General features: G+C 62.4%; 22 protein-coding genes. 11 read left to right on the top strand and 11 right to left on the bottom strand.

Annotated elements, in window-relative coordinates; translation table 11 throughout:
• Positions 1-9: 9 nt before the first annotated feature.
• The gene (locus tag PRZ01_RS10725) at positions 10-978 is read left to right on the top strand and encodes a M48 family metallopeptidase (protein ID WP_409993833.1); all 969 of its coding nucleotides are present in this window, start codon (positions 10-12) and stop codon (positions 976-978) included.
• A 47-nt stretch (positions 979-1,025) separates the two neighbouring features.
• Here the strand turns inward: PRZ01_RS10725 and PRZ01_RS10720 are convergent, their stop codons facing one another.
• From PRZ01_RS10720 to PRZ01_RS10695, 6 genes are all read right to left on the bottom strand, one after another.
• Positions 1,026-1,664, bottom strand: a complete 639-nt coding sequence (locus PRZ01_RS10720; protein ID WP_273596777.1) for a Crp/Fnr family transcriptional regulator — start codon at positions 1,662-1,664, stop codon at positions 1,026-1,028.
• Positions 1,665-1,792: 128 nt separating this feature from the next.
• A complete protein-coding gene (locus PRZ01_RS10715; RefSeq protein ID WP_273596776.1) occupies positions 1,793-2,467 on the bottom strand; it encodes a helix-turn-helix transcriptional regulator in 675 nt (224 codons plus the stop codon).
• Between the two features lie 247 nt (positions 2,468-2,714).
• Positions 2,715-4,229, bottom strand: a complete 1,515-nt coding sequence (locus PRZ01_RS10710; protein ID WP_273596775.1) for a peptide MFS transporter — start codon at positions 4,227-4,229, stop codon at positions 2,715-2,717.
• A gap of 148 nt (positions 4,230-4,377) precedes the next feature.
• Positions 4,378-5,151, bottom strand: coding sequence for a class II aldolase/adducin family protein (locus PRZ01_RS10705; RefSeq protein ID WP_273596774.1), 774 nt, complete (start codon positions 5,149-5,151; stop codon positions 4,378-4,380).
• A 33-nt stretch (positions 5,152-5,184) separates the two neighbouring features.
• Positions 5,185-6,090: a sterol desaturase family protein gene (locus PRZ01_RS10700; protein WP_276598216.1), complete on the bottom strand. Its 906-nt coding sequence runs from the start codon at positions 6,088-6,090 to the stop codon at positions 5,185-5,187.
• Between the two features lie 30 nt (positions 6,091-6,120).
• Complete coding sequence (locus PRZ01_RS10695) at positions 6,121-6,714, bottom strand: HD domain-containing protein (protein WP_273596773.1); 594 nt, start codon at positions 6,712-6,714, stop codon at positions 6,121-6,123.
• A gap of 140 nt (positions 6,715-6,854) precedes the next feature.
• On the opposite strand from PRZ01_RS10695, the gene PRZ01_RS10690 reads away from it, so the two are divergent.
• Positions 6,855-7,898 (top strand): AraC family transcriptional regulator, encoded by a 1,044-nt coding sequence (locus PRZ01_RS10690; RefSeq protein ID WP_273596772.1) that lies wholly within the window; start codon positions 6,855-6,857, stop codon positions 7,896-7,898.
• Between the two features lie 97 nt (positions 7,899-7,995).
• Complete coding sequence (locus PRZ01_RS10685) at positions 7,996-9,462, top strand: coniferyl aldehyde dehydrogenase (protein WP_273596771.1); 1,467 nt, start codon at positions 7,996-7,998, stop codon at positions 9,460-9,462.
• A 397-nt stretch (positions 9,463-9,859) separates the two neighbouring features.
• On the opposite strand, the gene PRZ01_RS10680 is transcribed toward PRZ01_RS10685, so the two are convergent.
• Positions 9,860-10,660 carry an exodeoxyribonuclease III gene (locus tag PRZ01_RS10680; RefSeq protein ID WP_273596770.1) on the bottom strand — a complete coding sequence of 267 codons (801 nt, stop codon included), beginning with the start codon at positions 10,658-10,660 and terminating at the stop codon, positions 9,860-9,862.
• A 324-nt stretch (positions 10,661-10,984) separates the two neighbouring features.
• On the opposite strand from PRZ01_RS10680, the gene PRZ01_RS10675 reads away from it, so the two are divergent.
• From PRZ01_RS10675 to PRZ01_RS10665, 3 genes are all read left to right on the top strand, one after another.
• Positions 10,985-13,240 carry a TonB-dependent receptor gene (locus PRZ01_RS10675; protein ID WP_273596769.1) on the top strand — a complete coding sequence of 752 codons (2,256 nt, stop codon included), beginning with the start codon at positions 10,985-10,987 and terminating at the stop codon, positions 13,238-13,240.
• Between the two features lie 105 nt (positions 13,241-13,345).
• Entirely contained in the window at positions 13,346-14,023 is a 678-nt protein-coding gene (gene pyrE, locus PRZ01_RS10670) for an orotate phosphoribosyltransferase (protein WP_273596768.1), read from the top strand.
• Positions 14,024-14,058: 35 nt separating this feature from the next.
• On the top strand, positions 14,059-14,760 hold the full coding sequence (locus tag PRZ01_RS10665; RefSeq protein ID WP_273596767.1) for a hypothetical protein: 702 nt from the start codon (positions 14,059-14,061) through the stop codon (positions 14,758-14,760).
• A gap of 66 nt (positions 14,761-14,826) precedes the next feature.
• Here the strand turns inward: PRZ01_RS10665 and gatB are convergent, their stop codons facing one another.
• From gatB to gatC, 3 genes are read right to left on the bottom strand one after another with little or no spacing between them, the layout of a single operon-like run.
• A complete protein-coding gene (gene gatB / locus PRZ01_RS10660; RefSeq protein WP_273596766.1) occupies positions 14,827-16,284 on the bottom strand; it encodes an Asp-tRNA(Asn)/Glu-tRNA(Gln) amidotransferase subunit GatB in 1,458 nt (485 codons plus the stop codon).
• A gap of 1 nt (position 16,285) precedes the next feature.
• Positions 16,286-17,797, bottom strand: a complete 1,512-nt coding sequence (gatA, locus tag PRZ01_RS10655; protein WP_273596765.1) for an Asp-tRNA(Asn)/Glu-tRNA(Gln) amidotransferase subunit GatA — start codon at positions 17,795-17,797, stop codon at positions 16,286-16,288.
• Positions 17,797-18,096, bottom strand: coding sequence for an Asp-tRNA(Asn)/Glu-tRNA(Gln) amidotransferase subunit GatC (gene gatC, locus PRZ01_RS10650; protein WP_273596764.1), 300 nt, complete (start codon positions 18,094-18,096; stop codon positions 17,797-17,799). Before gatC ends, gatA begins: the two co-directional genes overlap by 1 nt.
• A gap of 348 nt (positions 18,097-18,444) precedes the next feature.
• On the opposite strand from gatC, the gene PRZ01_RS10645 reads away from it, so the two are divergent.
• The 5 genes from PRZ01_RS10645 (at position 18,445) to rodA (ending at position 24,456) form a co-directional block, all read left to right on the top strand.
• The gene (locus tag PRZ01_RS10645) at positions 18,445-19,488 is read left to right on the top strand and encodes a rod shape-determining protein (protein ID WP_058722426.1); all 1,044 of its coding nucleotides are present in this window, start codon (positions 18,445-18,447) and stop codon (positions 19,486-19,488) included.
• A gap of 156 nt (positions 19,489-19,644) precedes the next feature.
• Positions 19,645-20,622 carry a rod shape-determining protein MreC gene (gene mreC, locus PRZ01_RS10640; protein ID WP_273596763.1) on the top strand — a complete coding sequence of 326 codons (978 nt, stop codon included), beginning with the start codon at positions 19,645-19,647 and terminating at the stop codon, positions 20,620-20,622.
• Positions 20,619-21,140, top strand: coding sequence for a rod shape-determining protein MreD (gene mreD / locus PRZ01_RS10635; protein ID WP_273596762.1), 522 nt, complete (start codon positions 20,619-20,621; stop codon positions 21,138-21,140). Before mreC ends, mreD begins: the two co-directional genes overlap by 4 nt.
• A 41-nt stretch (positions 21,141-21,181) precedes the next feature.
• Positions 21,182-23,305 (top strand): penicillin-binding protein 2, encoded by a 2,124-nt coding sequence (mrdA, locus tag PRZ01_RS10630; RefSeq protein ID WP_273596761.1) that lies wholly within the window; start codon positions 21,182-21,184, stop codon positions 23,303-23,305.
• Positions 23,302-24,456, top strand: coding sequence for a rod shape-determining protein RodA (rodA, locus tag PRZ01_RS10625; protein ID WP_273596760.1), 1,155 nt, complete (start codon positions 23,302-23,304; stop codon positions 24,454-24,456). The genes mrdA and rodA overlap by 4 nt, the downstream gene beginning before the upstream one ends.
• On the opposite strand, the gene PRZ01_RS10620 is transcribed toward rodA, so the two are convergent.
• Complete coding sequence (locus PRZ01_RS10620) at positions 24,450-25,955, bottom strand: sensor histidine kinase (protein WP_273596759.1); 1,506 nt, start codon at positions 25,953-25,955, stop codon at positions 24,450-24,452. The two genes, rodA and PRZ01_RS10620, sit on opposite strands and share 7 nt — an antisense overlap.
• Positions 25,956-25,984 lie beyond the last annotated feature (29 nt).

The following is a 25,984-nucleotide window of genomic DNA, read 5'->3' as shown; positions in this document are numbered from 1 at the left end:
TGCCGACCCATGAGCGATTCTTTCAATCCCCACGCCGCCCCCCATCTGCCCAGCGCGCCGCACTACGGCTTCGGGCGCTGTGACTGTCACTCGGACCCTGTTGGCCCCTGCGCCCAGACACAGCACCCGCGCCGCCTGTTCACCCGCTTGCTGGGAGGGCTGGGCATGTCCTCCGCGCTGGCTTCTGCCGCCTGGGCCCGGGACGGCGTGGAGGTGGGCGACACCAGCGCCCTGGCCAAGCTCGTGCCCGCCGAACAGGTCGAGGCGGCTGGCGCACAGCAGTACCAGCAGATGATGAAAGAAGCCGCCGGCCAGCACGCGCTCGCGCCCATGAGCAACCGCCAGCTGATCCGTCTGCGTGAGATCGCCAAGCGCATCATTCCGCAGGCCGTCCCCTGGAATCCGCGTGCCCAGCAATGGCGCTGGGAGGTGAACCTGATTGCCAGCCCGCAACTGAACGCCTTCTGCATGCCCGGCGGCAAGATTGCGTTTTATTACGGCATTCTCGAAAAACTCAAACTCACCGACGATGAGGTCGCCACCATCATGGGCCATGAAGTGGCGCACGCTCTGCGCGAACATGCCCGCGAGCGCATGGCCAAGACGCAGGCCACGCGCCTGGGGGCCAGCCTCATTTCGAGCTTGCTGGGCCTGGGCGGCGTGGGCGACACCTTGTTGAACATGGGCGGGCAATTGCTGACCCTGACCTTCAGCCGCGAGGACGAAAGCGAGGCTGATCTGGTGGGTATGGAATTGGCGGCGCGGGCCGGCTACAACCCCCAGGCCGGCGTCAGCCTGTGGACGAAGATGGGCGAGGTCTCGAATGGCGCGCCACCCCAATGGCTTTCAACGCACCCGGCCGGGCCGACACGCATCCGCGACATTCAAGCCAATTTGCCCAAGGTGGAAGGCTTGTACGCCAGTGCGGCCAAGCCGACCCAGCGTTTTGAGGTGGCGCCGCCCCTGCCAAGCCGCTAAAGCCCAGCCCAGATCTAGATGCTGCGCCCCGAGCGCCAAGAACGTGTTTACCAGCGCGCCGGCAGCGGTTTGAGCTTGCGATAACGGCCGTTGGCCACCCGGGTCAAATAGCCCCCAAGCTCCAGGTCCTTGACCAGTTTGGAGACCATTTCCCGCGAGCAACCCAGGCGCTGGGCCATGGCCTGGTGGGTGAGTTGGACTTCGTCCCCCGTCAAGGTGGCGCTGTCCAGCAAGGCCTTCAGGCGGCCATACACGTCGTTGAGCGCCAACTGCTTGGTGGACAAGGTAGCGGCCCGAGCGCGACGGATCACTTTGGTCAACAGCTCAAAGGCGAATTCGGGGTGCGCGGTGATGTGTTCCAGCAGACTGGCCCGGGTGAGCATCACGCAGCGTGACGCCTGCTCGGTGATGACGCTGGCAGAACGGGGGCCGCCGTCCAGGCTCATTTCACCCACATATTCGCCGACGCCATAGATGCCGTAGGTCACTTCACGCCCTCGGGCGTCGCAGCCGTAGACGCGCAAACTACCCGACAGCACCAAATAAATGGCGTCACCTTGCGAGCCTTCTTCGATCAGCACGGTACCGCGACGGTAATTGCGCGCCACGCCACGCAAGGCAAGGCTGCGCAAATTGCCGGGAAGGTCGGCGTATTCTGAGGACAAGGCCAGCGATTGAGTATCCATGCGAGAGGGCGCCACGGCAGAGGGCCGGGGTCGCGCCCGGATGTTACGAGAGTCGGTGCCCTCCGCCGTGGCAGGCTTGCCACAAAAGAGCGTGAGGATTTGCCCTCCAGCCGCCCTTCAATCCGTGCTTAGCCGACCTCCATCCGCAGCGTCGACATCAGCGGCGGCAGCATGGCCAGCTGGCGCATCAACTCGCCAATGCTGTCGGCGCCCGATTTGGCGCGAATGCTTTGAATCTGCGTGCGCACCGTCGAGATGGCCACGCCTTGCTGTTCGGCCACAAAATTGGGGCGTATTCCTGCGCTGAGTGCCTTGAGCACTTCGGTCTCCGTGGGCGTCAGCCCATAGCGCAAGGCAAACCACTGCGCCGCCAGATCGCCGCACAACTGGCCACGTTCCAACACCAGCAAAACGGCGGCACGGGAAACATCACGATTCAACGGCACCACGACCACATTGGCCCGTTGGCACCTTTCGCCGCCCTCGCCCAAACGCAAGAGGCAGCGCCGGCCGTCGCGTTCGGCGTGCAGCAAAGCCTCGGCAAGCGGCGCAACATCATGCGGATCGCGGGCACGCACCTGATTGCCGACGATCTCCAGGGGATGGCTGTCGTCCAGGCTGCGCCGCGCGATCAGATTGCAGTGCAGCACACGGCCCGCTGCATTGAGGAGCAAAACGCCGTAGTCCAACTCCTCCAGCACCAGGCTCATCCAATGGCTGCTGAGCGAGTCGGCTTGGCGCCGCTCAAGCTGACCCGGCGTCGGCGCAAGCGCCCCCGCGAAATTTCCTGTCGCTGTATCCATGCCCGCCTCCACCATATACCGGCGCCATGGCAGATGCCGTGACACGCAGACAGACAAGGGTAGGCCGCGCGGGGGCCCAGCAGTCGTAAATCTTCAGAGCACTATTTTGTGATCAATTCACGTGAATTTACGTGCGTTTTGTCACGCTTTACAGGGAGCAAAGGAATGCTTCACCCCGAAACACCTGCCGCACAATCAAAAAAACCGGGTGCAAAACCCGGTCTTTTTGCAGCGTCAATGCCCTGAATCAAACTGGCCGACGCAGCCCCATCAGGCGATTCAACAAGGGTGTCAGCACAAACAGCAAGGTACCCGCGCCAATGGAGAGACCCGCCAGGAAAGGGTACAGCGGGATGCCAGTGCCCTCCAGCATGTGCTCCAAGGTGCCAGCCAAATAATTTGCCGCGGCAGAGGACAAGAACCACACCCCCATCAACAAGGCCGCCAGACGCGCCGGCGCAATGCGCGACACCATCGACAAGCCAACGGGCGACAGCATCAACTCACCCACGGTGTGGATCACATAGACCAATGCCAGCCACTGCGCACCGACTTTGCCGTTGGCGTCGGCAATGGATTGCGCCTGCGTCATCACCAAAAAGCCCAGGCCCAGCACGATCATGCCCAAGGCTTGTTTACCCACGTCAGAGATGGCAAAGCGGCTTTGATCCAGCCGGGTCCAAATCATGGCGAACACGGGGGCCAACAACACGATGGTCAGCGGATTGATGGACTGGAACCAGGTGGTCGGAATGGTGATGCCGAACATCTCGCGCTCGGTCTGCTGGTCGGCAAACAGGCTCATGGTGCCGCCCGCCTGCTCAAAGCCGGTCCAGAAGGCAATCACAAACACCATCACAATCACCACGCCCAGCACACGACCCCAATCCTGGCCCGTCATCGGCGGCAGTTCGCTGTCTTTTGCCGGGCGGGCAATGGCCCACAGCACGGCGACCAGAACACTCACAGCCAGCGCCACTTGCGCGGTGCCTTGCAATGCACCGTACCAGGGGCCCACCACGGCCCATACCTTGATCACACCAAACACCAGGGCCACACAGGCGGCGCTCCAGCTCAGCACAAGGCCTGCATCCCGCAGGCCCAAGGCCTCTTGATGCGGCTTCAGGCCGGCGCGGCCCAGGGTCTTTTGACCCCATAGCATTTGAATCAGGCCCAAGCCCATGCCCACGCCGGCGGCACCGAAGCCGAAGTGCCAGCCTAGTTTTTCACCCAACGAGCCAGCCACCAGCGGCGCCAAAAATGCGCCCAGGTTGATGCCCATGTAGAAGATGGAATACCCACCGGCACGTCGTGGATCGTTCTCGCCCTCGTACAGCTCGCCCACCATGGTGGTCGTGTTGGGCTTGAACAGACCGTTGCCGACGATCAGCAGGCCCAGCGCCAAATGCATCAGGGCGGGGAAGGCCATGGCGAAATGGCCCAGCATCATGACCGAGCCACCGATCACCGCCGCACGGCGATTGCCCAGGTATTTGTCGGCAATAGCGCCGCCAATCATCGGCGTGAAGTACACCAGGCCGGTGTACATGCCGTACAGCGCCAAGGCATCGCCGCGGTTGTAACCCATGGCGTTGACAAGATAAAGCACCAGCAAGGCGCGCATGCCGTAGTAGCTGAAGCGCTCCCACATCTCGGCAAAGAAAATCACCTTCAAACCGGCAGGTTGGCGCAATTTGCCAGGCGCAGCATGAAGCACAGCGCCCGCAGTGCGGGCGTCAGGCGTGGTAGCGGAGTTGATCACTGAAAGACCCTCGGAAAATTGGTGCACAGCAGCACGACTTGTGGCCGCGCGGCGAGGGCGCATTGTCACCGCTGGTCCGGCGAAATGTCGGACGTCAGATGATTGGGGTTTTCCCCCGTTATCTTCACCAAAGAGGGGGCTTCGACTCTCAAGTGCGATAGCTGGGATCCAAACGCTCAAGCTTGCGCAGCAGGGCGGGCCACGCAATTTCCGCACCCATACCTGCGCTGGCCACCTTCATCACGTTGGCAATGCCTTCGAGAATTTGGGGGTTGACCTGATGCAACTCACCGCCGGCTTGGGCGTCGATCTGGATGCGGCAGGTGCTCTCGAAGATGTACATCGACAAAAAGGCGTCGGCGATGCTGCTGCCCACCGTCAGCAGGCCATGATTGCGCAACATCAAAAAGCGCCGCGTGCCCAGATCAGCCTGCAGGCGCGGTTGCTCCTCGGCTCGCAGGGCGACGCCCTCGTAGTCGTGATAGGCCAGTGAACTCAGCACCAAGGTGGATTGCTGGCTGATCGGCAGCACACCGCACTTCTGCGCCGCCACCGCCACGCCAGCGCGGCTGTGCGTGTGCAGCACGCAAGCGGCATCGTCGCGCACCTGATGGATGCAACTGTGGATCGTGAAGCCGGCAGGGTTCACCGGGTAGGGCGACTCGCTGAGCTTGTTGCAGGACTGATCAATCTTGATCAGGCTCGACGCGGTAATTTCATCGAACATCACGCCGTAGGGGTTGATCAAGAAGTGATGTTCCGGCCCTGGAATGCGCGCGCTGATGTGGGTGAACACCAGATCGCTCCAGCCGTACAGCGCCACCAATCGGTAGGCCGCCGCCAAGTCGCAGCGCAGCTTCCATTCAGCCTCGCTGACCTTGCCTTGCAGGGATGAAATATGCAGGGATTCGTTGATATTCATGCTCGGAGCTTTCGTGAATTGGGGCGGGGATCCTTAGCCGGTGATACGAACCTGTGACGCCGCAGGCTGCTGTGAAGGTGCCCGGTCGGTCGGGTGGTCGTAAGGCTTGCCGCCCGGTGTCAAGGCCGTGTGCTGCCGTTTGGAGCGAAAGATGGGGTAGAACAATTCAGCCCACCACGCCTCCTTGCCAAACAGCTGATCGTCGCGCAAACCGATCTCGGCCGGGTACTGCTGCGTGATGTGCGCCGTGCCAAACAGCACGTCCCAGAAGAAGAGCAAATTGCCGTAGTTGCCCGTGTAATGGCCGATGCCGTCGGCATTGCTCATCGCATGGTGGGCAAAGTGGGTCGCGGGGGTCGAGATCGTGCGCTGCACCAGCCACATCAAGGGCTTGAGCGCTTTGATGCGGTAGAGCGGCTCATCCCAGCGCACAGCGGAGTGCGCCCCCGTGATCACCGCCAGCTTGATCACGATATAGACCATGTAGATGGGCCCCAGGCCCAGATAGATCAGGAGGCCCGACACCCAGATGGCCGGCATGCCGAAGTAATAGAAAAAATTGTTGCGATAGATGATGCGCGCGCTCATGTATTGCGCCGAATGATGGGCTCGGTGCAAGGGCCACAGCAACGGTTTGTGAGAGGCGCGGTGCCACCCATACTGCAGCATGTCGTCACCCACCAAAAAAAGCGCAAAGCCGGCGATCCAAGGCAAGCCGGCCCAGGCATTCTGAGCGCCCGGTGCCACGGCATGACCGATCACCTGGACCAACCAGAACACCGCCGGCTGCGTCACCGCCGCCAGCAGCGCGAAGCCGACCAGGTCCAGGAGGTTGTCTGACGCCGTCGCCTTGAATCCCTTCGCCCGGCCCAACAAAAATTCCAGCAAGGTGAAACCCAGGAACAGCGCGATCAGCTGGATGTACTGTGTCTGAGACATGATGATCCCTACCCAGTATTCTGACCGGCGTCAGGCCAATGACTGGTTTTGAGCCAGCGCGGCCTTGTAGAGCGACTGCCTGGGCTGGGCCAGAACGCGTCGCAGCATGGGCTCGAATTCACTCAAGGGCAGCGTTTCACCCTTCGGGTCAAAGGCCGGGTTGTCGTAGAGCGCGCAGAACTCTGCCGTGCGTTCATAAGCAGGATGCGCCTTGAATTGATCCCGCATGTCGCGGTCCATGCCCAGGTGGTGAAAGAAATAGTGCCCCTGGAAAATCGCGTGCTGCGCCACCATCCAGTGGTTTTCTTCACTCACAAAGGGTTTAAGCAGGGCTGCCGCGATATCGGCATGGTTGAACGTGCCCAGCGTATCGCCCACATCGTGAAGCAGCGCGCACACCACATACTCTTCGTCACGCCCATCGCGCAACGCACGGGTAGCCGTTTGCAGGCAGTGGGTGTAGCGGTCAATGGGAAAACCGCCGTAGTCGTTCTCCAGCAGTTTGAGGTGTGCCATCACCCGGTCCGGCAGGTGGCTGGCGAACTGCATAAACTCACCACCGATCAAGCGCCAATCGGCGGCGGTGCTGTCTTCCATGCGGGTGAATTGGGCGTGAGCATTCATGGCGGTCTCCAAAATGGGGGCGCGCAGATTCTTTGATCGGCGTCTTGCTTGGCATTTTGCGGCGGAGCCTCCAGAAACGCTTATCATTTGGCGACAAATAGTTGCCCTGGGATGGCACCCTTGGAACACCCTAATCCACGATGAACCACCTCATCAGAGCCGCCGGCCTTTCCGGTTATGAAGCGCTTGCCCAGGCACAAGGCCTGGATGCCGCGCGTCTTTTGCGGCGGTTTGGCCTGAGTCGCGAGGTGCTGGACGACCCGGACCATCTGATCCCCTACCGCGCCATGATCGAGTTGCTCGAGCACTCGGCCGCCGCATCGGCCTGCCCGGACTTCGGACTGCGCCTGGCCAGCAGCCAGGGTCCGGAAAAATTCGGCCCGCTGGCCGTGGTGATGGAGCACGCGGCCAACCTGCAAGAGGCCATCCAACTGGCCACGCGCTACGTCTTCGTGCACAGCTCGGCGGCCCGTTTGAAAGTCGAGGCTGTGCCGGGTCAGCCCGATCAGCTGGACCTTTGCTATCACTTCGACCTGCCCGATCCACCGGCCAGCGCCCAGGCTGTCGAGTTGGCATTGGGGGTGATCGTGCGGTGTCTGCGCCTGCTCAGCCAAAGCGCCATCCCCCTCATCGCGGTACTCATGCCCCATCCTCGTCAGGGCAGCCCCGCCCAATACGCGCAGTCCTTGGGTACGGCATGCCTGTTTGAGCAAAACCGTGCGGCGGTGCGCCTGAACGCACACATGCTCGAACAAGCCCTGCCCAAACGCAACGATCTGCTGCGCAAACTGGCACAAGCCTATCTGGACCAGCAATTCAGTCAGCCCGAACTCGCGTTTTCAGACCGGGTCCGGGCCTTGATGCGCCAATTGCTGGCGACCGGACAGGCATCGCATGAGCAGGTGTCGAAGATGCTGTCGGTGCATCCCCGCACCATGCAGCGGCGGCTGAGCGCCGAGGGCACCAGCTTCGAGCAGCTCAAAGACCAGGAGCGCCGCGCGCTGTTCGAGCAGCTGATCACCCACCCCCACGGCCCCTCGGTGAGTGCACTCGCCGACCTGCTGGGCTACGCCGCTCCGTCGGCACTGACCCGCAGCGCCCAGCGCTGGTTTGGGCTGTCCCCCACCCAGCTGCGCCGGCAGCACGCCCGGGCGTCGGGACTTTCCCGCACTGTCGCCAAATGACAATATTTTGTCTTGCAAAGCCGCTGCAAGACCGGCGTTTCTGCCGCATCCTCGCAGAATCGCAGTTGCCATCGCGGCTGCAGGCCCGAGACTCCCGATGAGCCAAAACCTCCAAACCCCAGCCGTCTCCATCGCGGCAATCACCGCCACCGAAGCCTCCGCCACAGAGGCGAGCCTGCAAGCTGCCTTGAAACAGCAACGTGCGGCCTACTTCGCCGCGCCGGTCCCCACCTTGGCCGAGCGGCGGGCCGATCTGCGAACCCTGCAGCGCTTCATCCGTGAGAACAAGCACGACCTGTGCACGGCCATCAGCGCCGACTACGGCCACCGCTCCGTCCATGAGACCTTGCTGGCAGAAATTTTCCCCGCCATCGACGGCATTGATCAAGTCATCAAACACCTGAAGCGCTGGATGAAGCCCCAGCGTCGTGCCGTGGACCTGCGCAACTTCTTCGGCGCACGCAACCGCGTCATTCCGCAACCGCTGGGCGTGGTGGGTGTGATCGTGCCCTGGAACTTTCCCATCAACTTGAGCCTGGTGCCCCTCACCTTCATCTTTGCCGCCGGCAACCGCGCCATGGTCAAGATGAGCGAAAACTCGCGCCATCTCGCCCGGCTGCTGATCGAGCGCATGCCGGCCTACTTTCCGCCCGAGAAATTGCAGTTCTTCGACGAAACCGGCGGCGTGGGCGTGGCGTTTTCCAAACTCCCCTTCGACCACTTGCTGTTCACCGGGTCGGGCCAGACCGGCAGAGCCGTGATGGCCGCCGCTGCACGCAATCTGTGCCCGGTGACCTTGGAGTTAGGCGGCAAAGCGCCGGCCATTTTGTGTGAAGACTTTCCGCTGCGCCTGGCGGCCGAGCGCATCCTCTTTGTCAAATGCCTGAATGCCGGGCAAATCTGCACCACCGTCGACCACCTATGGATGCCTGAATCCCGCATCGCCGACTTCGTCCAGGAAGCCCGCCAAATCGTCAGCCAACGCTACCCCACCCTGGCCTCGCCGGACTACACCTGCGTGATCGACGAGCGCGCCTTCCGGCGCCTGCTGGATGCGATGGAAGAGGCGCGCGCTGGCGGCGCCCAATTGATCCCGCTGATCCCGGGCCCACCCCACGACGAAGCCACACGCAAGATCACACCCCACATCGTGTTGAATCTGCCTGCCGATTGTGCACTGGCGCGGCGCGAAATCTTCGGCCCCCTGCTGCCCATCCACGGCTACCACCAACTCGAACAAGTGGTCCAGACCATCAACGCCGGCCCCCGCCCCCTGGCGATCTACCCCTTCAGCAACAACGCCGGCACCGTGCAAATGCTGCTGGATCGGGTCATGTCAGGTGGTGTGTCGGTGAACGACGCCCTGTTCCATGTCGGTCAACACGACCTGCCCTTCGGCGGTGTGGGCGAATCTGGCATGGGCCACTATCACGGCCGCGAGGGCTTCGACACCTTCTCCAAACTGCGCCCGGTCTTCTACCAGGCGCGCTTTGCCAGTATGAAATTCATGATGCCGCCCTACGGCAAATTCGCCGACAAGATGCTGGCGTTTTTGACGCGCTGAAGGAGCAACGCAAGGGCCAACACCCCGCGTCCAGCCCTCAAAATTGCCGCTTGCGGCGGGCCGCCACGGCCGCGCCCCCAAAGCCAGCAGTGACAAGGCCAATGTCTGTGGTTCTGGCGCCGCAGCAGCCACATCCCCGGCGCGCACAGCCACTGCATAGTGGCATGGTCACTGAACCACTGCGTCTTGAACACATGGGGCTGTTTCGCGATCGCTGCCAGCCCGATTGAGAGGGCGCCCACACCGGTCGGCGCTGGCGACGTTCAGGAAACAGCCTCAGCTTCCGCGAGTTTCACCCGTTCAGACAAGCGCGCTTTCGCTTCTTGCATCTGCCACGTATTCATGGCCCACCCAATGCAGGCCAGACGGGTCAGATTTCAACGAATGCCAGCCAAGCCTACAAGCTGAAGTCGTAATCAATCGTCAGCGGGGCGTGATCGCTGAACTTCTGGTCTTTGTAGATGGACTCGCGCTGGGCCAGGGCGGCGAGGCCTGGAGTTGCCAAATGGTAGTCCAGGCGCCAGCCCACGTTCTTGGCGTAGGCCTGGCCGCGGTTGCTCCACCAGGTGTAGCAAGCGTCGGTGGTGTCAGGTTGAAGGGCGCGGTAGACGTCCACCAAGCCGCCGCCGGATTTGCTGCTGTCTAGCAACTGGGTCATCCAGGCGCGCTCTTCGGGCAGAAAGCCGCTGTTCTTCAGGTTGCCCTTCCAGTTTTTCAGGTCGGCCTCTTTGTGGGCGATGTTGACATCAGCCACCAGAATGAATTCACGCTCGGCCTTCAGCGCCTGCAAATGCGGCAGCATGGCGGCAAGAAAGCGAAACTTGGCTTGCTGGCGCTCCTCGCCACTGCTGCCGCTGGGGAAATAGCAGCTGATCAGGCTGAGCTTGCGGCCAGGCTTGTCAAAACGCTTTTCGATGTAGCGGCCTTCGTCATCGAACTCTTGCACGCCCAGTCCGACGATGACGTCGCTGGGGGACTCGCGGGTGTACAGGCCGACACCCGAGTAACCCTTCTTCTGTGCGTAGTGAAAGTCGCCTTTCAAGGGGCCCGAAGTGCAGAATACGCCGGCCACATGTTCGTCCTGCGCCTTGACTTCCTGCACACCAAGCGCGTCAGCGTTTTGCTGCGGCAACCAGTCGAAAAAACCTTTGGTGGCAGCCGAACGGATGCCGTTCAGATTGGCGGTAATGAAGCGCATGTGTGACGTCCGTTCCTGCTGATCGTTGGGGGCTGAAAGTATCGCAGTTCACATGCCGAGTCGGCCCACGGGGCGTTTGGAAGATCCACGCCCAGTCCGCTCAGCCCTGCCCGCCTAACGCTCAAAATGCAGGCATCGCCTCCAAACTTGCTGCTTTTTGACAACATTGTGTCGGCCAAGCCCCTAGTTTGGCAGGGCAACCCAATATTCCGGCACGTTGCTTGCTAGATTGCAAAGCTTGGCCGGCGCCGCAGCAACCTGTCAAACGTTTGCGCGCCCCAACTCAACATTGCATTCAACCGCCCCAAATTTTGGAGTTCACGCATGAACAAGTTCAACTTGTCTTCGCCCGCCTTGGCCGCCCCAGGTCATTTGGCACTGTCGATTGCACTGGCCTTGGCAGCATGGCCAGCCAGCCAGGCTTTGGCGCAGGCGCAAGAAAAGTCGCTGGAAAAAACCCAGCTTGAAACGGTCACCATCACCGCCGAGCGGCGCACTGAAAACATCAAGGATGTGCCAACCGCTGTCTCCAGCATCAGCGGCGAAAAACTCGATGTACTGAACTCCGGTGGCCAAGACGTGCGCTTTTTGTCAGGCCGCGTGCCCAGCCTGAATATCGAGTCGTCCTTTGGCCGCGCCTTTCCGCGTTTCTACATCCGTGGCTACGGCAACGTTGACTTCCGGCTCAACGCCTCCCAACCCGTCTCGCTGATCTACGACGATGTGGTGCAGGAGAACCCCATTCTGAAAGGCTTCCCGGTCTTCGACATGAAGGCAGTTGAAGTGATCGCTGGCCCACAGGGCACGCTGTTTGGCCGCAACACGCCCGCTGGCGTGGTGAAGTTTGATTCGGTCAAGCCGGGCAAGACCCAAGAAGGCTATGTCAACCTGTCCTACGGCACGTATGGCACCTCCAATGTGGAAGGCGCTTTCAATGTGCCGGTGAATGAGCAGTTTGCCCTGCGCATCTCGGCCCAGGTCCAGCACCGCGATGACTGGGTGCACAACACCCAAAGCACAGGCACTCAGGCCACGGAAGGCTATGACGACCGCGCGGTGCGCGTGCAAGCGCTGTACGAACCGAGCAAGGACTTCAGCGCCTTGGTTAACTTCCACAACCGCGAGTTGAAAGGCAGCCCTCGCCTGTTCAGGGCCAACATCATCAAGCCGGGCACCAACGACTTGGTGGACGGCTTTGACCCGGCCAAAATGTCCATCGACGGCACGAACGAGCAGCGACTCCATGCCAGCGGCGCCAGTTTGCGCCTGAAGCTCAATCTGGGCGAGGCCACGCTGCACTCGATCACGGCGGTTGAAGCCGTTCAGCCCTTCAGCCGTGGCGATGTGGATGGTGGTTATGGCGCCCCCTATGCGCCGGACGGCAAATTCGGCCCCGGCACGATTCCCTTCTCCTCTGAAACGTCGGACGCCTTGCATGATCACCGGCAACTCAGCCAGGAATTCCGCCTGGAATCGAACGCCTCAGGCCCCTTGCGCTGGCAAGGTGGCTTGTACCTGTTTGACGAGCGCTATACCGTGGAGAGTATCAATTACGACACCATCTTCCACAGCCCCACCACCTCGGCACGTACCCACCAGTCCAACACCGCCTATGCGGTGTTCGGCTCGGTCAACTACGACCTGACCGAACGCTTCAAGTTGCGCGGTGGCCTGCGCTATACCCAGGACAAGAAGACTTTGTCGACTGACTCGGCCGATGTGTCCCTGGATACATCGAACGGCCTGAGCGCCAAAACCAACGATTCCAACTGGACTTGGGATCTTTCGGGCACCTATGCACTGGACAAGAACACCAATGTCTACGCGCGCGTGGGCACGGGCTTCCGGGGTGCGGCCATCTTGCCTGCCTCGGCGTTCAGCCCGATGAGTATTGCCAAGCCCGAAACACTGACCTCCTATGAGTTCGGCATCAAGGGTGACTTTTGGAACCGCCGTGCACGGCTGTCAGCCAGTGTGTTCCGTTATGACGTCAACGGTCTGCAGTTGACCGAAGTGGGTGGCAGCGGCAACTCCAACACCGTGAAGAGCGCCAACAAGGCCACTGGCCAGGGCGTGGAGCTCAACCTTGACCTGCTGCCCATCGACAACCTGGTCCTCACGCTGGGTGGCAGCTACAACGACGCCACCATCCGTGACAGCGGCCTGACCGTGGGTGGCTGCGGCGACGGCTGCATTGTCACCAGTCCCGCTGCGGGCGGCGGGCAATACTTTGTCAATGGCAACCAACTCCCGAACGCACCGAAATGGGTCGGCAACCTGACCGCCCGCTACGGTATCCCGACCAAGGACGGCAACGAGTTCTACGTCTACACCGACTGGGCCTACCGCAGCGAGGTGAGCTTCTTCTTGTTCACTTCCAAGGAATTTACGGGCAAGGCGCTGACCGAAGGCGGGCTGCGCACCGGCTATATCTGGAACAACGGCAAGTACGAAGTGGCCGGCTTCGTGCGCAACATCACCAACCAGATTCGCGTCACCGGCGGCATCAACTTCATCAACCTGACCGGCTTCATCAACGACCCACGCACCTACGGCGTGCAGTTCAAAGCCCTGTTCTGACGCGTTAGCTGCACGGGATGTGCCTTTAAAGCCCGGCCCTGCGCCCACGCAGACCGGGCTTTTTGCGCCTCTACAATGAAGTCAAACCATCTGAGATTCGACCCCATGAGCACTGCCCAATCCCCCGATCAACTGGCCCAAGATTTCGTCGCCTTCGCGGTCGAGTCCGGCGTGCTGCGCTTTGGTGAATTCAAGACCAAGGCCGGGCGACTGAGCCCATACTTCTTCAATGCCGGGCTGTTCGATGATGGCGCCAAGCTGGGCCGCCTGGCAGCGTTCTACGCCAAGCGCCTGATCGCCTCCGGCCTGGAGTTCGACATGATTTTCGGCCCCGCCTACAAAGGCATCACGCTGGCCGCCGCCCTGTCCGTCGAATTGGCACGTTTGGGCCACAACAAGCCCTTTGCCTACAACCGCAAAGAAGCCAAAGATCACGGTGAGGGCGGCACCTTGGTTGGCGCCAAGGTGCAGGGCCGCGTGCTCATCATTGACGATGTGATTTCAGCGGGTACCTCAGTGCGTGAATCCATCGCCATGATTACCGCAGCCGGTGCCACGCCCTGCGGTGTCACGATTGCGCTGGATCGCCAAGAAATGGCCGCCGAAAACGGTGTGGATCTGCCGCACTCGGCGGTGCAATACGTCACGCAGCAGCTGAAAATGCCGGTCGTGGCGATTGCCGGGCTGGCGGATTTGCTTCAGTATCTGCGCTCGGCTGACGATAGCTCGGTCACTGCTCACGCAGCGGCCGTTCAAGCTTATCGAGACAAATACGGGGTCTGATGCGCAACACTGGCGCGATTCATCAAGTAAGGCTCATGCGCCATGCGCCCGTGACGGGGCGCTGGGCATTGCGGGTGGCCGGCCTCTTGATTGCGCTCATGCCGATCGCGGCGCCGATCAAGGCTGAAGCTCAGCCCGCGCCCGATGCCAAGAAGTCGATTTCCATTTACACCTGCACCACCTTGGACGGTCGCAAGCTGACCTCCGATCGCCCCATCGCTGAATGCAGTGGGCGGGAGCAGCGCATTCTGAATACCGACGGCTCTCAACGCGCCACCCTGCCCCCCGCGCTCTCGCCTGAGGAGATGGCTCTGCACGAAGCGCACGAGCGCCAACTGGTCGCCGAGCGTGCTGCGCAGAAAGACGCCGTGCGGCGCGACCGCACCTTGATGTTGCGCTTTCCTAACCAGGCAGCCCATCAGCGGGCACGTGCTGCGGCGCTCGACGACGCCAACAAGGCTCGACTCATTTCTGAGCGCCGCATCAAGGATTTGGCGCTGGAACGCAAGCCGCTGACGGACGAGGCCGAGTTTTACAAAAACCGCCAACTGCCCGCCAAATTGAAACAGCAGTTGGATGCCAACGACGCCTCCGTCCTGGCGCAGCAACAGTTGATTGAAAACCAAAAGGCCGAGTTGGTGCGCATCAACACCCGCTACGACGCCGAACTCGCCCGGCTCAAAAAGCTCTGGAATGGCGCTACGCCTGGTAGCCTGGGGCCCATCGACACGCCCTGAGTTCCTTCACACGGTCTCAGGGCTGATGGGCAAACGGAGCGCCCCCAACCCCGAAACTGCGCGGGGTCAGCTGCTCAGCTTCTTCTTCAGCAAATCGTTGACTGCGGTCGGGTTGGCCTTGCCCTTGGTGGCTTTCATGGCCTGACCGACGAGCGCGTTGAAGGCTTTTTCCTTGCCGGCGCGGAACTCTTCCACCGACTTGGCATTGGCGGCCAGCACCTCGTCGAGGATGCGCTCTAGCTCTGAGCTATCACTCATCTGCTTGAGGCCCTTGGCGTCGATCACCGCGTCCACTTCCATGCCCTCACCACTCCACAAGGCCTCGAAGACTTGGCGGGCGGCATTGTTGGAGATGGTGCCGTCCTGGATGCGGGCAATGAGTACGGCCAAGGTTTCCGCCGAAACGGGGCTGGATTCGATGCCACGTTCCTCGGCATTCAAGCGGCGTGAGAATTCGCCTTGTAGCCAGTTGGCCACGAGCTTGGGCGCCTTGCAGGCCTCGCGTGCTGCTTCGTAAAACCGGGCGACTGCCAAGCTTTGAGTCATGAGCGCGGCGTCGTAGGCGGGCAGGCCATCGATTTGTTCGAACCGCGCCGCCATCACGGCGGGCAACTCGGGCATTTCACCGCGCACGCGCTCCACCCATTCGGGGGCGATCACCAGAGGCGGCAGGTCAGGGTCGGGGAAATAGCGGTAGTCCGCAGCGTCTTCTTTGCTGCGCATGGCACGGGTCTGACCGCTGTCGGGGTTGAAGAGCACGGTCGCTTGTTGAATGGCGCGGCCGTCTTCAATCTCGTCGATCTGCCAGTTCACCTCGTAGTCCACCGCCTGGATCAGGTTGCGGAAGCTGTTGAGGTTCTTGATCTCGCGCCGCGTGCCATAGGGCTCGCCGGGCTTGCGCACCGACACGTTGACATCGCAGCGGAAAGAGCCTTCCTGCATATTGCCGTCACAGATGCCCAGCCACATCACCAGTGCGTGCAGGGTTTTGGCGTATTCACAGGCCTCAGCGCCGGAACGCATATCGGGCTCGCTCACGATCTCCAGCAGCGGGGTACCGGCACGGTTCAAGTCGATGCCGGTGAGGCCGTGGTAGTCCTCGTGCAGGCTCTTGCCGGCGTCTTCTTCCAGGTGTGCACGCGTGAGTTGCACCACGTGCTTTTTCTCACCGACGAAGAATTCAAGCTTGCCGCCCTGCACCACCGGGATCTCGTACTGACTGATCTGGTAGCCCTTGGGCAGGTCGGGGTAGAAGTAGTTCTTGCGGGCAAAGATCGAAAGTGGTGCCACCTTGGCGCCCACGGCAAGGCCGAAGCGGATGGCGCGCTCGACGGCGCCTCGGTTCAGCACCGGCAGCGTGCCGGGCAAGGCCAGGTCCACCGGTGAGGCCTGGGTGTTGGGCTCGGCGCCAAAAGCGGTGGACGAGCCGCTGAAGATCTTGGACTGGGTGGAAAGCTGGACGTGGTTTTCCAGGCCGATCACGACTTCGTAACCGCGGATGAGTTTGCTTGCTGTCGTTGTCATGTCAGATGCCTCCCGGCGCACGCTGGTGCCAGTCGGTCGCTTGTTGCAGGGCGTGGGCTGCGTGCAGCAGCATGCCTTCCTTGAAATAATTGCCCAGCAATTGCAGGCCCACCGGCATGCCGCCCTCGCCGGTTCCCACTGGCACACTCATGCCGGGCAGGCCGGCCAGTGAACCGGGCAAGGTGAAGATGTCCGCCAGGTAGGCCTTGACGGGGTCGTCCTTGCCTTCACCGTGCTTCCAGGCCACGGTGGGGGCCACCGGGCCGGCGATCAGGTCGCACTGGGTGAAGCACTGCTGGAAGTCGTCCGCAATCATGCGGCGCAGCTTCTGCGCCTGCAGGTAGTAAGCGTCGTAATAACCGTGAGACAGTACGTAGCTGCCGATCATGATGCGGCGCTTGACCTCCGCGCCAAAGCCCTCGGCGCGGGTCTTCTTGTACATGTCCAGCAGGTCGTCGTACTGAGCTGCACGGTGGCCGAAGCGCACGCCGTCAAAGCGACTCAGGTTCGAACTGGCTTCAGCCGGCGCAATGATGTAGTAGACCGGAATGGCCAACTCGGTGCGCGGCAAGCTCACGTCCACCAGGGTGGCGCCCAGCTTTTCCAGTTCCGCCAGACCTTGGCGCACGGCCTTGTCGACATCGCCAGCCAGGCCCTCGGGGAAGAACTCGCGCGGCAGGCCAATGCGCAGGCCCTTGAGCGGTTGCGCCGCTGTGGCGCCCTCACGCACCTGCAGCATCTGCGCCGAAAAGTCTTGCGGCGGCTGCTGGATGCTGGTGGCGTCCCGCTCGTCGAAGCCGCTCATGGCGGACAGCAGCAGGGCACAGTCTTCAGCCGAGCGGGCCATGGGGCCGGCTTGGTCGAGACTGGAGGCGAAGGCGATCATGCCGAAACGCGAGCACACGCCATAGGTCGGCTTGATACCGGTGATGCCGGTGAAGCTGGCCGGTTGGCGAATGGAGCCCCCGGTGTCGGTACCGGTGGCGGCGGGCACGAGGCGGGCGGCCACAGCAGCGGCCGAACCGCCGGAAGAGCCCCCCGGTACGCGGCCGTGATCCCAAGGGTTCATCACCGGCGCGTAGGCGGAGTTTTCATTGGCAGAACCCATGGCGAACTCATCGCAGTTGAGCTTGCCCAAAGACACGGTGCCCGCATCGAACAAACGTGCCAGCACGGTGGCATCGAAGGGGCTGCGGTAATCCGCCAATATCTTGGAACCCGCCGTGGTGGGCATGTCCCGGGTCACGAAGATGTCTTTGTGGGCGAGGGGTACACCCAGCAAGGCACCGCCCAAGGGGCCCAATTGGCCGGCAGCACGGCGGGCATCCGCAGCCTGGGCGGCAGCCAGAGACTGCGCTTCGTCCACATGCAAGAAGCAACCCAACTCGGCGTGGGAAGTAACACGTGCAAGCAGATGTTGCGTGACTTCAAGGCTGGAAACGCGCTTGGCGGCCAATGCGCGGCCCAAATCGGCCACACCCAAATCATGCAATGAGTCTTTTGTCGTTGTCATTATTCGATGACCTTGGGAACGAGGAACAAACCATCTTCCACCGCCGGAGCGCTGCGCTGATTCAGCTCACGCTGGTTCGATTCGGTGACCGCGTCTTCGCGCAAGCGCAAGGCCACCTCCTGTACCGCAGAAAGAGGCGTGTACAGGGGCTCGATGCCCCCTGTATCGACAGCGCTCATCTGTTCCACGATCTTGAAAAACCCATTCAACTGGGTCAGCAATTCGCTGCTCTCAGCGGGCTGCAATTCAAGCCGCGCCAGGTGGGCGATGCGGCTTACGTCTTGTGAGGTCAGAGCCATGGGCTAAACAAGGTCCGAAGTTGGCAAAACACGGGTCGGCAAGCGGCGCCCCACCACGCGGCAAAAAGCCCGTGGAATCGGTAAAGCACTGGCAAACATATGACCCGGGGGATGAAGAATTTTGGGGGTGATCAGTTATTATCTCTGCTTATCTTCATAGCACCGGGGCTGCAAGTCCTTTTTGCGGGACCACGCAGCCCCGGTGCCTATGCGGAGCCCCTTGGTGCAGCCGGCCTTGAAACCGGCTGCACCCCGAAGAACCAAACACTGCCCCGACTCACGCGTGGCTGTTCAAGCGATCTCCAGCCCCAGGCTCAGATGCTTGGCCCCGCGCCCGCCAAAACCATGATGTTCGCCTCCCTGCGCCGCTATTTCTCCACCGACCTCGCCATTGACCTGGGCACTGCCAACACGCTGATTTACGTCCGCGGCAAAGGCATCGTGCTGGACGAGCCCTCGGTGGTCTCCATCCGCCACGAAGGCGGCCCCAATGGCAAGAAAACCATTCAAGCCGTCGGCCACGAAGCCAAGGCCATGCTGGGCAAGGTGCCCGGCAATATCGAGGCGATCCGCCCGATGAAAGACGGCGTGATCGCCGACTTCACCGTCACCGAGCAAATGCTCAAGCAGTTCATCAAGATGGTGCACGACTCCAAGATGCTGCGCCCCAGTCCGCGCATCATCATCTGCGTGCCCTGCGGTTCGACCCAGGTTGAGCGTCGCGCCATCCGTGAATCGGCCCTGGGCGCGGGTGCTTCCGAGGTTTATCTGATTGAAGAACCCATGGCAGCCGCCATCGGCGCCGGCCTGCCGGTGTCGGAAGCCTCTGGCTCGATGGTCGTGGACATCGGCGGCGGCACCACCGAGGTGGGCGTGATCTCGCTGGGCGGCATGGTCTACAAAGGCTCGGTCCGCGTCGGCGGCGACAAGTTCGACGAAGCCATCATCAACTACATCCGCCGCAACTACGGCATGTTGATCGGCGAGCCCACAGCCGAAGCGATCAAGAAGAACATCGGCTCGGCCTTCCCAGGCTCAGAGGTCAAAGAAATCGAAGTCAAGGGCCGCAATCTGGCCGAAGGCGTGCCGCGCAGCTTCACCATCTCGTCCAACGAGATCCTGGAAGCGCTGACCGACCCGCTCAACCAGATCGTCAGTGCCGTGAAAAACGCGCTGGAGCAGACCCCGCCCGAGCTGGGTGCCGACATCGCCGAGCGCGGCATGATGCTGACCGGCGGCGGTGCCCTGCTGCGTGACCTGGACCGCCTGCTGGCCGAAGAAACCGGCCTGCCGGTGCTGGTGGCCGAAGACCCGCTGACCTGTGTGGTGCGTGGCTGCGGGATGGCGCTGGAGCGCATGGAGCGCCTCGGCTCCATCTTCACCTACGAGTAAGCACGGGCCAGGCCCAGACCTACAGCGCCAAGGCCATGCGTTGTCGGGCGGTACTCGGAATCCTCGCGCCCCACAAGGTCGCTTCGGTTCCTGCGCTCCGGCCATCTGGCCTAACCTTGGCTCGCTGCGGCTGGCCAAGCTGATTCCATTCTCTCCATGCCCCTCGGTCCCCCAGATCGCACGACGCCGCCCATCTTTCGTCAAGGCCCCTCGGCCCTGACCAAGCTTGTGCTGTGCGCCGCGGCGGCCATCTTTTTGATGGTGGCGGACGCGCGTTTCAAAATGGTGGACCCGGCCCGGCAAGTTTTGGCACTGGCGCTGCACCCGGTGCAACGCCTGCTGCTGACGCCGGTGGACGCTTGGGACACGCTGCAAGACTACTTTCGCGGTACGCAGCGGGCGATGGAGGCGGAGCGGCTGGCGCGCCGGCAACTGGTTCAGCAAGCCGAAAAGCTGTCGCGCGTCGAGCAACTGCAAGCCGAGAATCAACGGCTGCGCGCGCTGCTCGAATTGCGCCCCGCCGTCGCAGTGAGTTCGCAATCGGCCGAGGTGCTGTATGAAGCGCCCGACGCCTACTCCCGCCGGCTCGTCATCGACCGCGGGAGCCGCAACGACGTGCAACTCGGCGCGCCCGTGATCAACGACGAAGGCGTGCTCGGCCAGGTGACGCGGGTTTATCGCCTGTCCGCCGAAGTCACACTGCTGAATGACAAGGACGCGGCCATTCCCGTGCTCAATACGCGCACCCAGCAGCGCAACGCCGCCTTCGGCAACAGCGACGGCAGTGGCATGGAGCTGCGGTTCTTGGCCGCCAACGCCGATGTCAAGGTGGGCGACACCTTGATGACCTCGGGCCTGGACGGCGTTTACCCCCCCGGTTTGCCGGTGGCCAAGGTGACGCAGGTGGAGCGGCGCGGCGACAGCAGCTTTGCACGCGTGGACCTCAGCCCCGTGGCTCGGCTGGACAGTGTCCGCCATGTGCTGGTCCTCAAGCCCCTGACCCTGCATGAAGCCGCCCAGGCGGAAGCTGCTGATGCGGCCGCCTCGCAGGCCGCCGCCAATGCCAGCGCCAAGGCGACCCGCAAAGCGGCCAACGCTGCGGCCAAACCCGCCTCGGGAGGCAAAGCCCCATGATCATGCCGCGTGGCTCCGGGCAATTGCTGCTGCCGGCCAACCCTCTGTTCATCGCCCTGACCCTGCTTCTGGCCTTGATCGCCGATCTGGTGCCCATCGGCCGCTCCGCCCTGATGCCCGATGTGCTGGCCGTGGTGCTGGTCTTCTGGGGCGTGCACCAGCCGCGCCGGGTCGGCGTGGGCTGGGCCTTCGCCTTCGGCCTGCTGATCGACGTGCATCACGGCTCCTTGCTGGGGCAACATGCCTTGGCCTACAGCGTGCTGAACTACGGCGCTGTCAGCCTGCATCGCCGCCTGGCGCACTTCACCCCGCTGGTGCAGGCCTTGCAGGTGTTGCCGCTGCTCGCCCTCGCGCATGCGGTGTCCCTGGCGGTGCGCATGATGGTGGGCGGCATGTGGCCGGGTTGGACGCTGGCCCTCGCGCCGGTGTTTGAAGCCATGCTGTGGCCGATTGCCACCGTGTTCTTGCTGGCGCCCCAACGCCGCGCCCCGGACCGCGACGCCAACCGGCCGCTCTGACGGGCCCTTCGCCCCGCCCATTGCCCGTCCGCTCGCCCGCCATGACCCCCCTAAAAAACGTCGAACAGGAGTTGTCCCGCTTCCGCCTACGCCTTGTCGCAGCGGCAGGCTTTGTGCTGTTCTGCTTCGGCTTGTTGGTGGCGCGCCTGGTGTTTCTGCAAGTGATTCAGCACGACAGCCTGCTGGACCGCGCAGAATCCAACCGTACCAGCGTCGTACCCATCGTGCCCAATCGGGGGTTGATCGTGGACCGCAACGGCGTCGTGCTGGCGAGCAACTACTCGGCCTATACGCTCGAGATCACCCCCTCCAAAGTCACCGATCTCGACGCCACCATCGATGAGTTGTCGCAAGTGATCGAAGTCCAAGCCCGGGATCGACGCCGCTTCAAGCGCTTGATGGAAGAAAGCAAGAACTTCGAGTCGCTGCCCATCCGCACCAAGCTGAGCGATGCCGAGGTGGCCCGCTTCACGGCGCAGCGTTTTCGCTTTCCTGGCGTGGACATCAAGGCGCGGCTGTTCCGCAACTACCCCTTGGGCGAAGTAGGCAGCCATCTGCTGGGCTATATCGGGCGCATCAACCAGGCCGAGAAAAAGGCCATGGATGATTGGGAAGAAGAAGACATCGCCAACTACCGCGGCACCGAATACATCGGCAAGCTCGGCATTGAGCAAAGCTACGAACGCGAGTTGCACGGCATCACCGGCTTCGAACAGATGGAAACCAGCGCCGCAGGCCGCGCCGTGCGCCGCCTCGCCTACCGCCCACCCACCCCCGGCAACACGCTGCGCCTGTCCATCGACATCCGTCTGCAAGCGCTAGTGGAAGAGCTTTACAAAGACCGCCGCGGGGCCCTGGTGGCCATCGACCCCCGCAACGGCGAGGTGCTGGCCTTTGTGTCCAAGCCCAACTTCGACCCGAATCTTTTCGTCGACGGCATCGACACCGAGAGCTGGCGCGACCTGAACGAAAACCCCGACAAGCCCATGCTCAACCGCGCCCTGCGCGGCACCTACCCCCCGGGCTCCACCTTCAAACCGCTGATGGCCATGGCGGCCTTGAACACCGGCAAGCGCTCGCCCAGCACCATCATCCAGGACAACCTGACGTTCAGCTTCGGCGGGCGCACCTTTGGCAGCCCGGAAACCGACCGCCCTGGCCCCAAAGACATGCGCCTGGCCATCGTCACCTCCAGCAATGTGTACTTCTACAGCTTGGCCAACGAGATGGGCGTGGACCTGATTCATGAGCAGCTGGAACCCTTCGGCCTGGGCCGCCGCACTGAGATTGACCTGCAAGGCGAGGTCACGGGCGACCTGCCTTCCACCGCCTGGAAGCGCAAGAAATTCAAGCGCCCCGAGCAGCAAAAATGGTACGCCGGCGAAACCATTTCACTGGGCATCGGCCAGGGCTACAACAACTTCACCATGCTACAGATGGCGTCCGCCTACGCCACCTTGTCCACCGGCGGTCAGCGCTTTCGCCCACGCCTGGTGAGCGAGATCGAAGACGTCGTCAAGCACGAGCGCCGCCGCGTGGCCAGTGACGCCATGGAGCCTTTGCCGCTCAAGCGTGAACAGGTCGATGTGGTGCTCAACGCCATGAATGGTGTGACCCAGGAGGGCACCTCGCGCCAGGTTTTCGCGGGCGCGCCCTACCAAAGCGGCGGCAAGACCGGCACCGCTCAGGCGGTGGGTTTGCGTGCCGGCGAGAAATACAAGGACGTGAAAGCGGATGAACGCAAACGCGACCACTCGCTGTACGTGGCATTCGCACCCGTGGATCAGCCCCGCATTGCGCTGGCGCTGATCGTCGAGAATGCTGGCTGGGGTTCGACTTCGGCGGCGCCCATTGCGCGCCGCGTTTTCGACTACGTGCTATCGGGTCAATATCCAAGCGAGGAAGACATGGCGCTGACACAAGCGGGCAAAACCACCGCACCCGTCGGCGCAGCGCGCAACCCCCTCGACGTGCCCTTGCCCGGCATGCCCGTGCCTGCGGCTTCATCGGTCTCAGCAGCCTCGGCTGCATCAGCAGCGGCCTCTGCAGCGTCCGCATCAACATCGGCATCGACATCGACGGCCCAGATTCCACCACCCGCGCTCAAGGCCAGTGCGGCGGCACGTTTGCCCCTACCCCGGCCGTCCAGCGGAGCTTCGCATTGAACGCCGTCTTTGAAAAACCCAGCCTGTGGCAGCGCTTGCGGCCCTGGTTCAAGAGCTTCGATCTGCCCTTGCTGTCGGCCCTCGCCTGGATCATGGCGCTCGGTTTGCTGTGCATGTACTCAGCGGGCTATGACCACGGCACGCGCTTTGTCGACCACGCCCGCAACATGTTGCTGTCGGTAGGCATCATCTTCGTCGTCGCGCAGATTCCGCCGCAGCGCATCATGCAGTTGGCCATCCCGCTGTACACCGTCGGCATCATGCTGCTGGTGGCCACGGCCGTTTTTGGCGTGACCAAGAAGGGCGCCACGCGCTGGCTGAGCATCGGTGTGACACAGATCCAGCCCTCGGAAATCATGAAAATCGCCACGCCCCTGATGCTGGCCTGGTGGTTTCAAAAGCGCGAGGGGCTGCTACGGCTACCCGATTTTCTGGCCGCCTTTGGGCTGCTGGTGGTGCCGGTGGGGTTGATCGCCAAACAGCCCGACCTGGGAACGGCCATTCTGGTGCTGTCCGCCGGGCTCTACGTCATCTTCTTCGCCGGGCTGTCGTGGAAGCTCATCATCCCTGCCTTCGTGATCGGCGCGGCCAGCATCACCGCCCTGGTGATGAGCGAAGACAAGATCTGCCAGCCCGATGTGCAATGGCCGGTGCTGCGAGAATACCAAAAGAACCGCGTCTGCACCTTGCTGGACCCCACCAAAGACCCTCTGGGCAAGGGCTTTCACATCATTCAGGGTGAAATCGCCATTGGCAGCGGTGGCATTCCCGGCAAGGGCTTCATGAAGGGCACGCAGACCCACCTGGAATTCATTCCCGAGCGCACCACTGACTTCATCTTTGCAGCCTTTGGCGAAGAGTTCGGGCTGGTGGGCGCCTTGGCCTTGCTGGGGGGCTTCACCGCGCTGATTCTGCGTGGCTTGATGATTGCCTCCGAGGCGCCGACCCTGTTCTCCCGCCTGATCGCCGGGGCGGTCACCTTGAGCTTTTTCACCTACGTGTTCGTCAATATGGGCATGGTCAGCGGCATCTTGCCCGTGGTGGGCGTGCCCCTGCCTTTCATCAGTTATGGCGGCACCGCCATGGTCACGCTGGGCTTTGGCCTGGGCTTGCTGATGTCCATTGCCAAGACCCGCCGCATCCGCTACTGAGCCGGTTTGTCTGCCGGGTGGGCGTGAAAGCGCACCGTGAAGCGTGCGCCCGGCCCATGGCCATCGGGGTCCACTTGACCCGGGCGCCGCAAGCGCGTGTCGTCCAGCGACACTTCGGCCTCATGCTGTTGGGCAATTTCACGCACGATGGCCAGGCCCAACCCGGAGCCGTCCACGTTCGTGCCCAAAGCCCGGTAGAAGGGTTGAAACACCTTTTCACGCTCAGACTCCGGTACGCCCGGGCCTGAATCTTCGACCTGAAGCACGCTGACCTGGCCGAAGGGGTCTTCCACCACCCGCACGGTCACCGTGCCGCCAAAGGGCGTGTAGAGCAGGGCGTTGTCCACCAGATTGCGAATCAACTCGCGAATCAGCAGCGGATGGCCCAGTACACGCAGGCTGCTTTGGTCCTGATCGGGCCCTTCAAATCCGAGGTCAATGCGCTTGTCAAACGCCCGCGGCACAAAGTCCCGCACCGTCTCGATGGCGATGTCCGGCAGGTTGACGTCCTCACGCCGGGCCGCGTGTTCTTGGTCTTCCGCGCGCGCCATGGCAAGCAACTGGTTGACCATGTGCGCAGCACGCTGGCTGGAGAGTGAAATTTGCTGCAGCGAACGCTTCAACTCAGCGGGGTCGCTGCGCCCTTCATCAATCTCGCGCTGCGCCAATTCGGCTTGGGAGCGCAAGCCCGCCAGGGGCGTCTTAAGTTGATGGGCCGCGTCGGCCAAAAAATGCTTCTGGCTGCTGATGGATTGATCCAACCGAGCCAGCAAATCGTTGATGGCGCGCACCAAGGGCGCCACTTCCTCGGGAATGCGTCGCTCATCGATCGGGCTCAAATCCGAGCTCTCGCGCGAGCGGATGCGCCGTTGCAATTCGTTCAGCGGCGCAATGCCCCGCGCCAGAGCCAGCCACACCAGCAACACCGCCAAGGGCAAGATGACAAACTGCGGCAGGATCACGCCCTTGATGATTTCATTCGTCAGCTTGCTGCGCTTGCCCAGGGTTTCAGCCACCTGGACCAACATCGTCTTGCTGGCGCCCGCCATGCCCTCGGGCGAGACCCACAGATAGGCCACCCGTACCCGCTCATTCGCGACCTCGTCGTCCCGAAAGTGCAGCTCCCACGGCACGATCAAATCTTCATCCGCCGGCACCGGCAAGGCGGCATCACCGCTGAGCAACTCGCCGCGCAGGCCCAGCACCTGAAAAAACACCGTGTCGGACTCATCCGCGCGCAGCAAAGCCGCAGCCTCCGGGGCCAGCGCGTACTGCGCCTTGCCAGTGCGCCCCGCGACCTGAGCCGCAGACGTGGACGCCACCTGCAGGCCCAGCGTGCGGGCCATCTCGCCCAACTCCCGGTCATAGGGCCGGCTGGCAATACCTTGGGCCACCAACCAAGTCAAGGCCACGCTGATCGGCCAGATCAGCAGCAGCGGCGCGAGCATCCAATCAAGAATCTCGCCGAACAGAGAGCGTTGGCCGGAATCAACAGCCATTTTTTGACCCAGAGAAGCAGCCGACCAAC

The sequence above is a fragment of the Roseateles koreensis genome, assembly GCF_028595305.1.
Classification (GTDB): domain Bacteria; phylum Pseudomonadota; class Gammaproteobacteria; order Burkholderiales; family Burkholderiaceae_C; genus Paucibacter_A; species Paucibacter_A koreensis.
The sequence above is the reverse complement of the archived record's forward strand: the minus strand, read 5'-3'. Positions and strand labels throughout refer to the sequence as shown.

Coding starts and splice junctions, on each gene's coding strand:
- PRZ01_RS10725 (WP_409993833.1), top strand. CDS start 10: ATGAGCGATTCTTTCAATCCCCACGCCGCCCCCCATCTGCCCAGCGCG.
- PRZ01_RS10720 (WP_273596777.1), bottom strand. CDS start 1,664: ATGGATACTCAATCGCTGGCCTTGTCCTCAGAATACGCCGACCTTCCC.
- PRZ01_RS10715 (WP_273596776.1), bottom strand. CDS start 2,467: ATGGATACAGCGACAGGAAATTTCGCGGGGGCGCTTGCGCCGACGCCG.
- PRZ01_RS10705 (WP_273596774.1), bottom strand. CDS start 5,151: ATGAATATCAACGAATCCCTGCATATTTCATCCCTGCAAGGCAAGGTC.
- PRZ01_RS10700 (WP_276598216.1), bottom strand. CDS start 6,090: ATGTCTCAGACACAGTACATCCAGCTGATCGCGCTGTTCCTGGGTTTC.
- PRZ01_RS10695 (WP_273596773.1), bottom strand. CDS start 6,714: ATGAATGCTCACGCCCAATTCACCCGCATGGAAGACAGCACCGCCGCC.
- PRZ01_RS10690 (WP_273596772.1), top strand. CDS start 6,855: ATGAACCACCTCATCAGAGCCGCCGGCCTTTCCGGTTATGAAGCGCTT.
- PRZ01_RS10685 (WP_273596771.1), top strand. CDS start 7,996: ATGAGCCAAAACCTCCAAACCCCAGCCGTCTCCATCGCGGCAATCACC.
- PRZ01_RS10680 (WP_273596770.1), bottom strand. CDS start 10,660: ATGCGCTTCATTACCGCCAATCTGAACGGCATCCGTTCGGCTGCCACC.
- PRZ01_RS10675 (WP_273596769.1), top strand. CDS start 10,985: ATGAACAAGTTCAACTTGTCTTCGCCCGCCTTGGCCGCCCCAGGTCAT.
- pyrE (WP_273596768.1), top strand. CDS start 13,346: ATGAGCACTGCCCAATCCCCCGATCAACTGGCCCAAGATTTCGTCGCC.
- PRZ01_RS10665 (WP_273596767.1), top strand. CDS start 14,059: ATGCGCCATGCGCCCGTGACGGGGCGCTGGGCATTGCGGGTGGCCGGC.
- gatB (WP_273596766.1), bottom strand. CDS start 16,284: ATGACAACGACAGCAAGCAAACTCATCCGCGGTTACGAAGTCGTGATC.
- gatA (WP_273596765.1), bottom strand. CDS start 17,797: ATGACAACGACAAAAGACTCATTGCATGATTTGGGTGTGGCCGATTTG.
- gatC (WP_273596764.1), bottom strand. CDS start 18,096: ATGGCTCTGACCTCACAAGACGTAAGCCGCATCGCCCACCTGGCGCGG.
- PRZ01_RS10645 (WP_058722426.1), top strand. CDS start 18,445: ATGTTCGCCTCCCTGCGCCGCTATTTCTCCACCGACCTCGCCATTGAC.
- mreC (WP_273596763.1), top strand. CDS start 19,645: ATGCCCCTCGGTCCCCCAGATCGCACGACGCCGCCCATCTTTCGTCAA.
- mreD (WP_273596762.1), top strand. CDS start 20,619: ATGATCATGCCGCGTGGCTCCGGGCAATTGCTGCTGCCGGCCAACCCT.
- mrdA (WP_273596761.1), top strand. CDS start 21,182: ATGACCCCCCTAAAAAACGTCGAACAGGAGTTGTCCCGCTTCCGCCTA.
- PRZ01_RS10620 (WP_273596759.1), bottom strand. CDS start 25,955: ATGGCTGTTGATTCCGGCCAACGCTCTCTGTTCGGCGAGATTCTTGAT.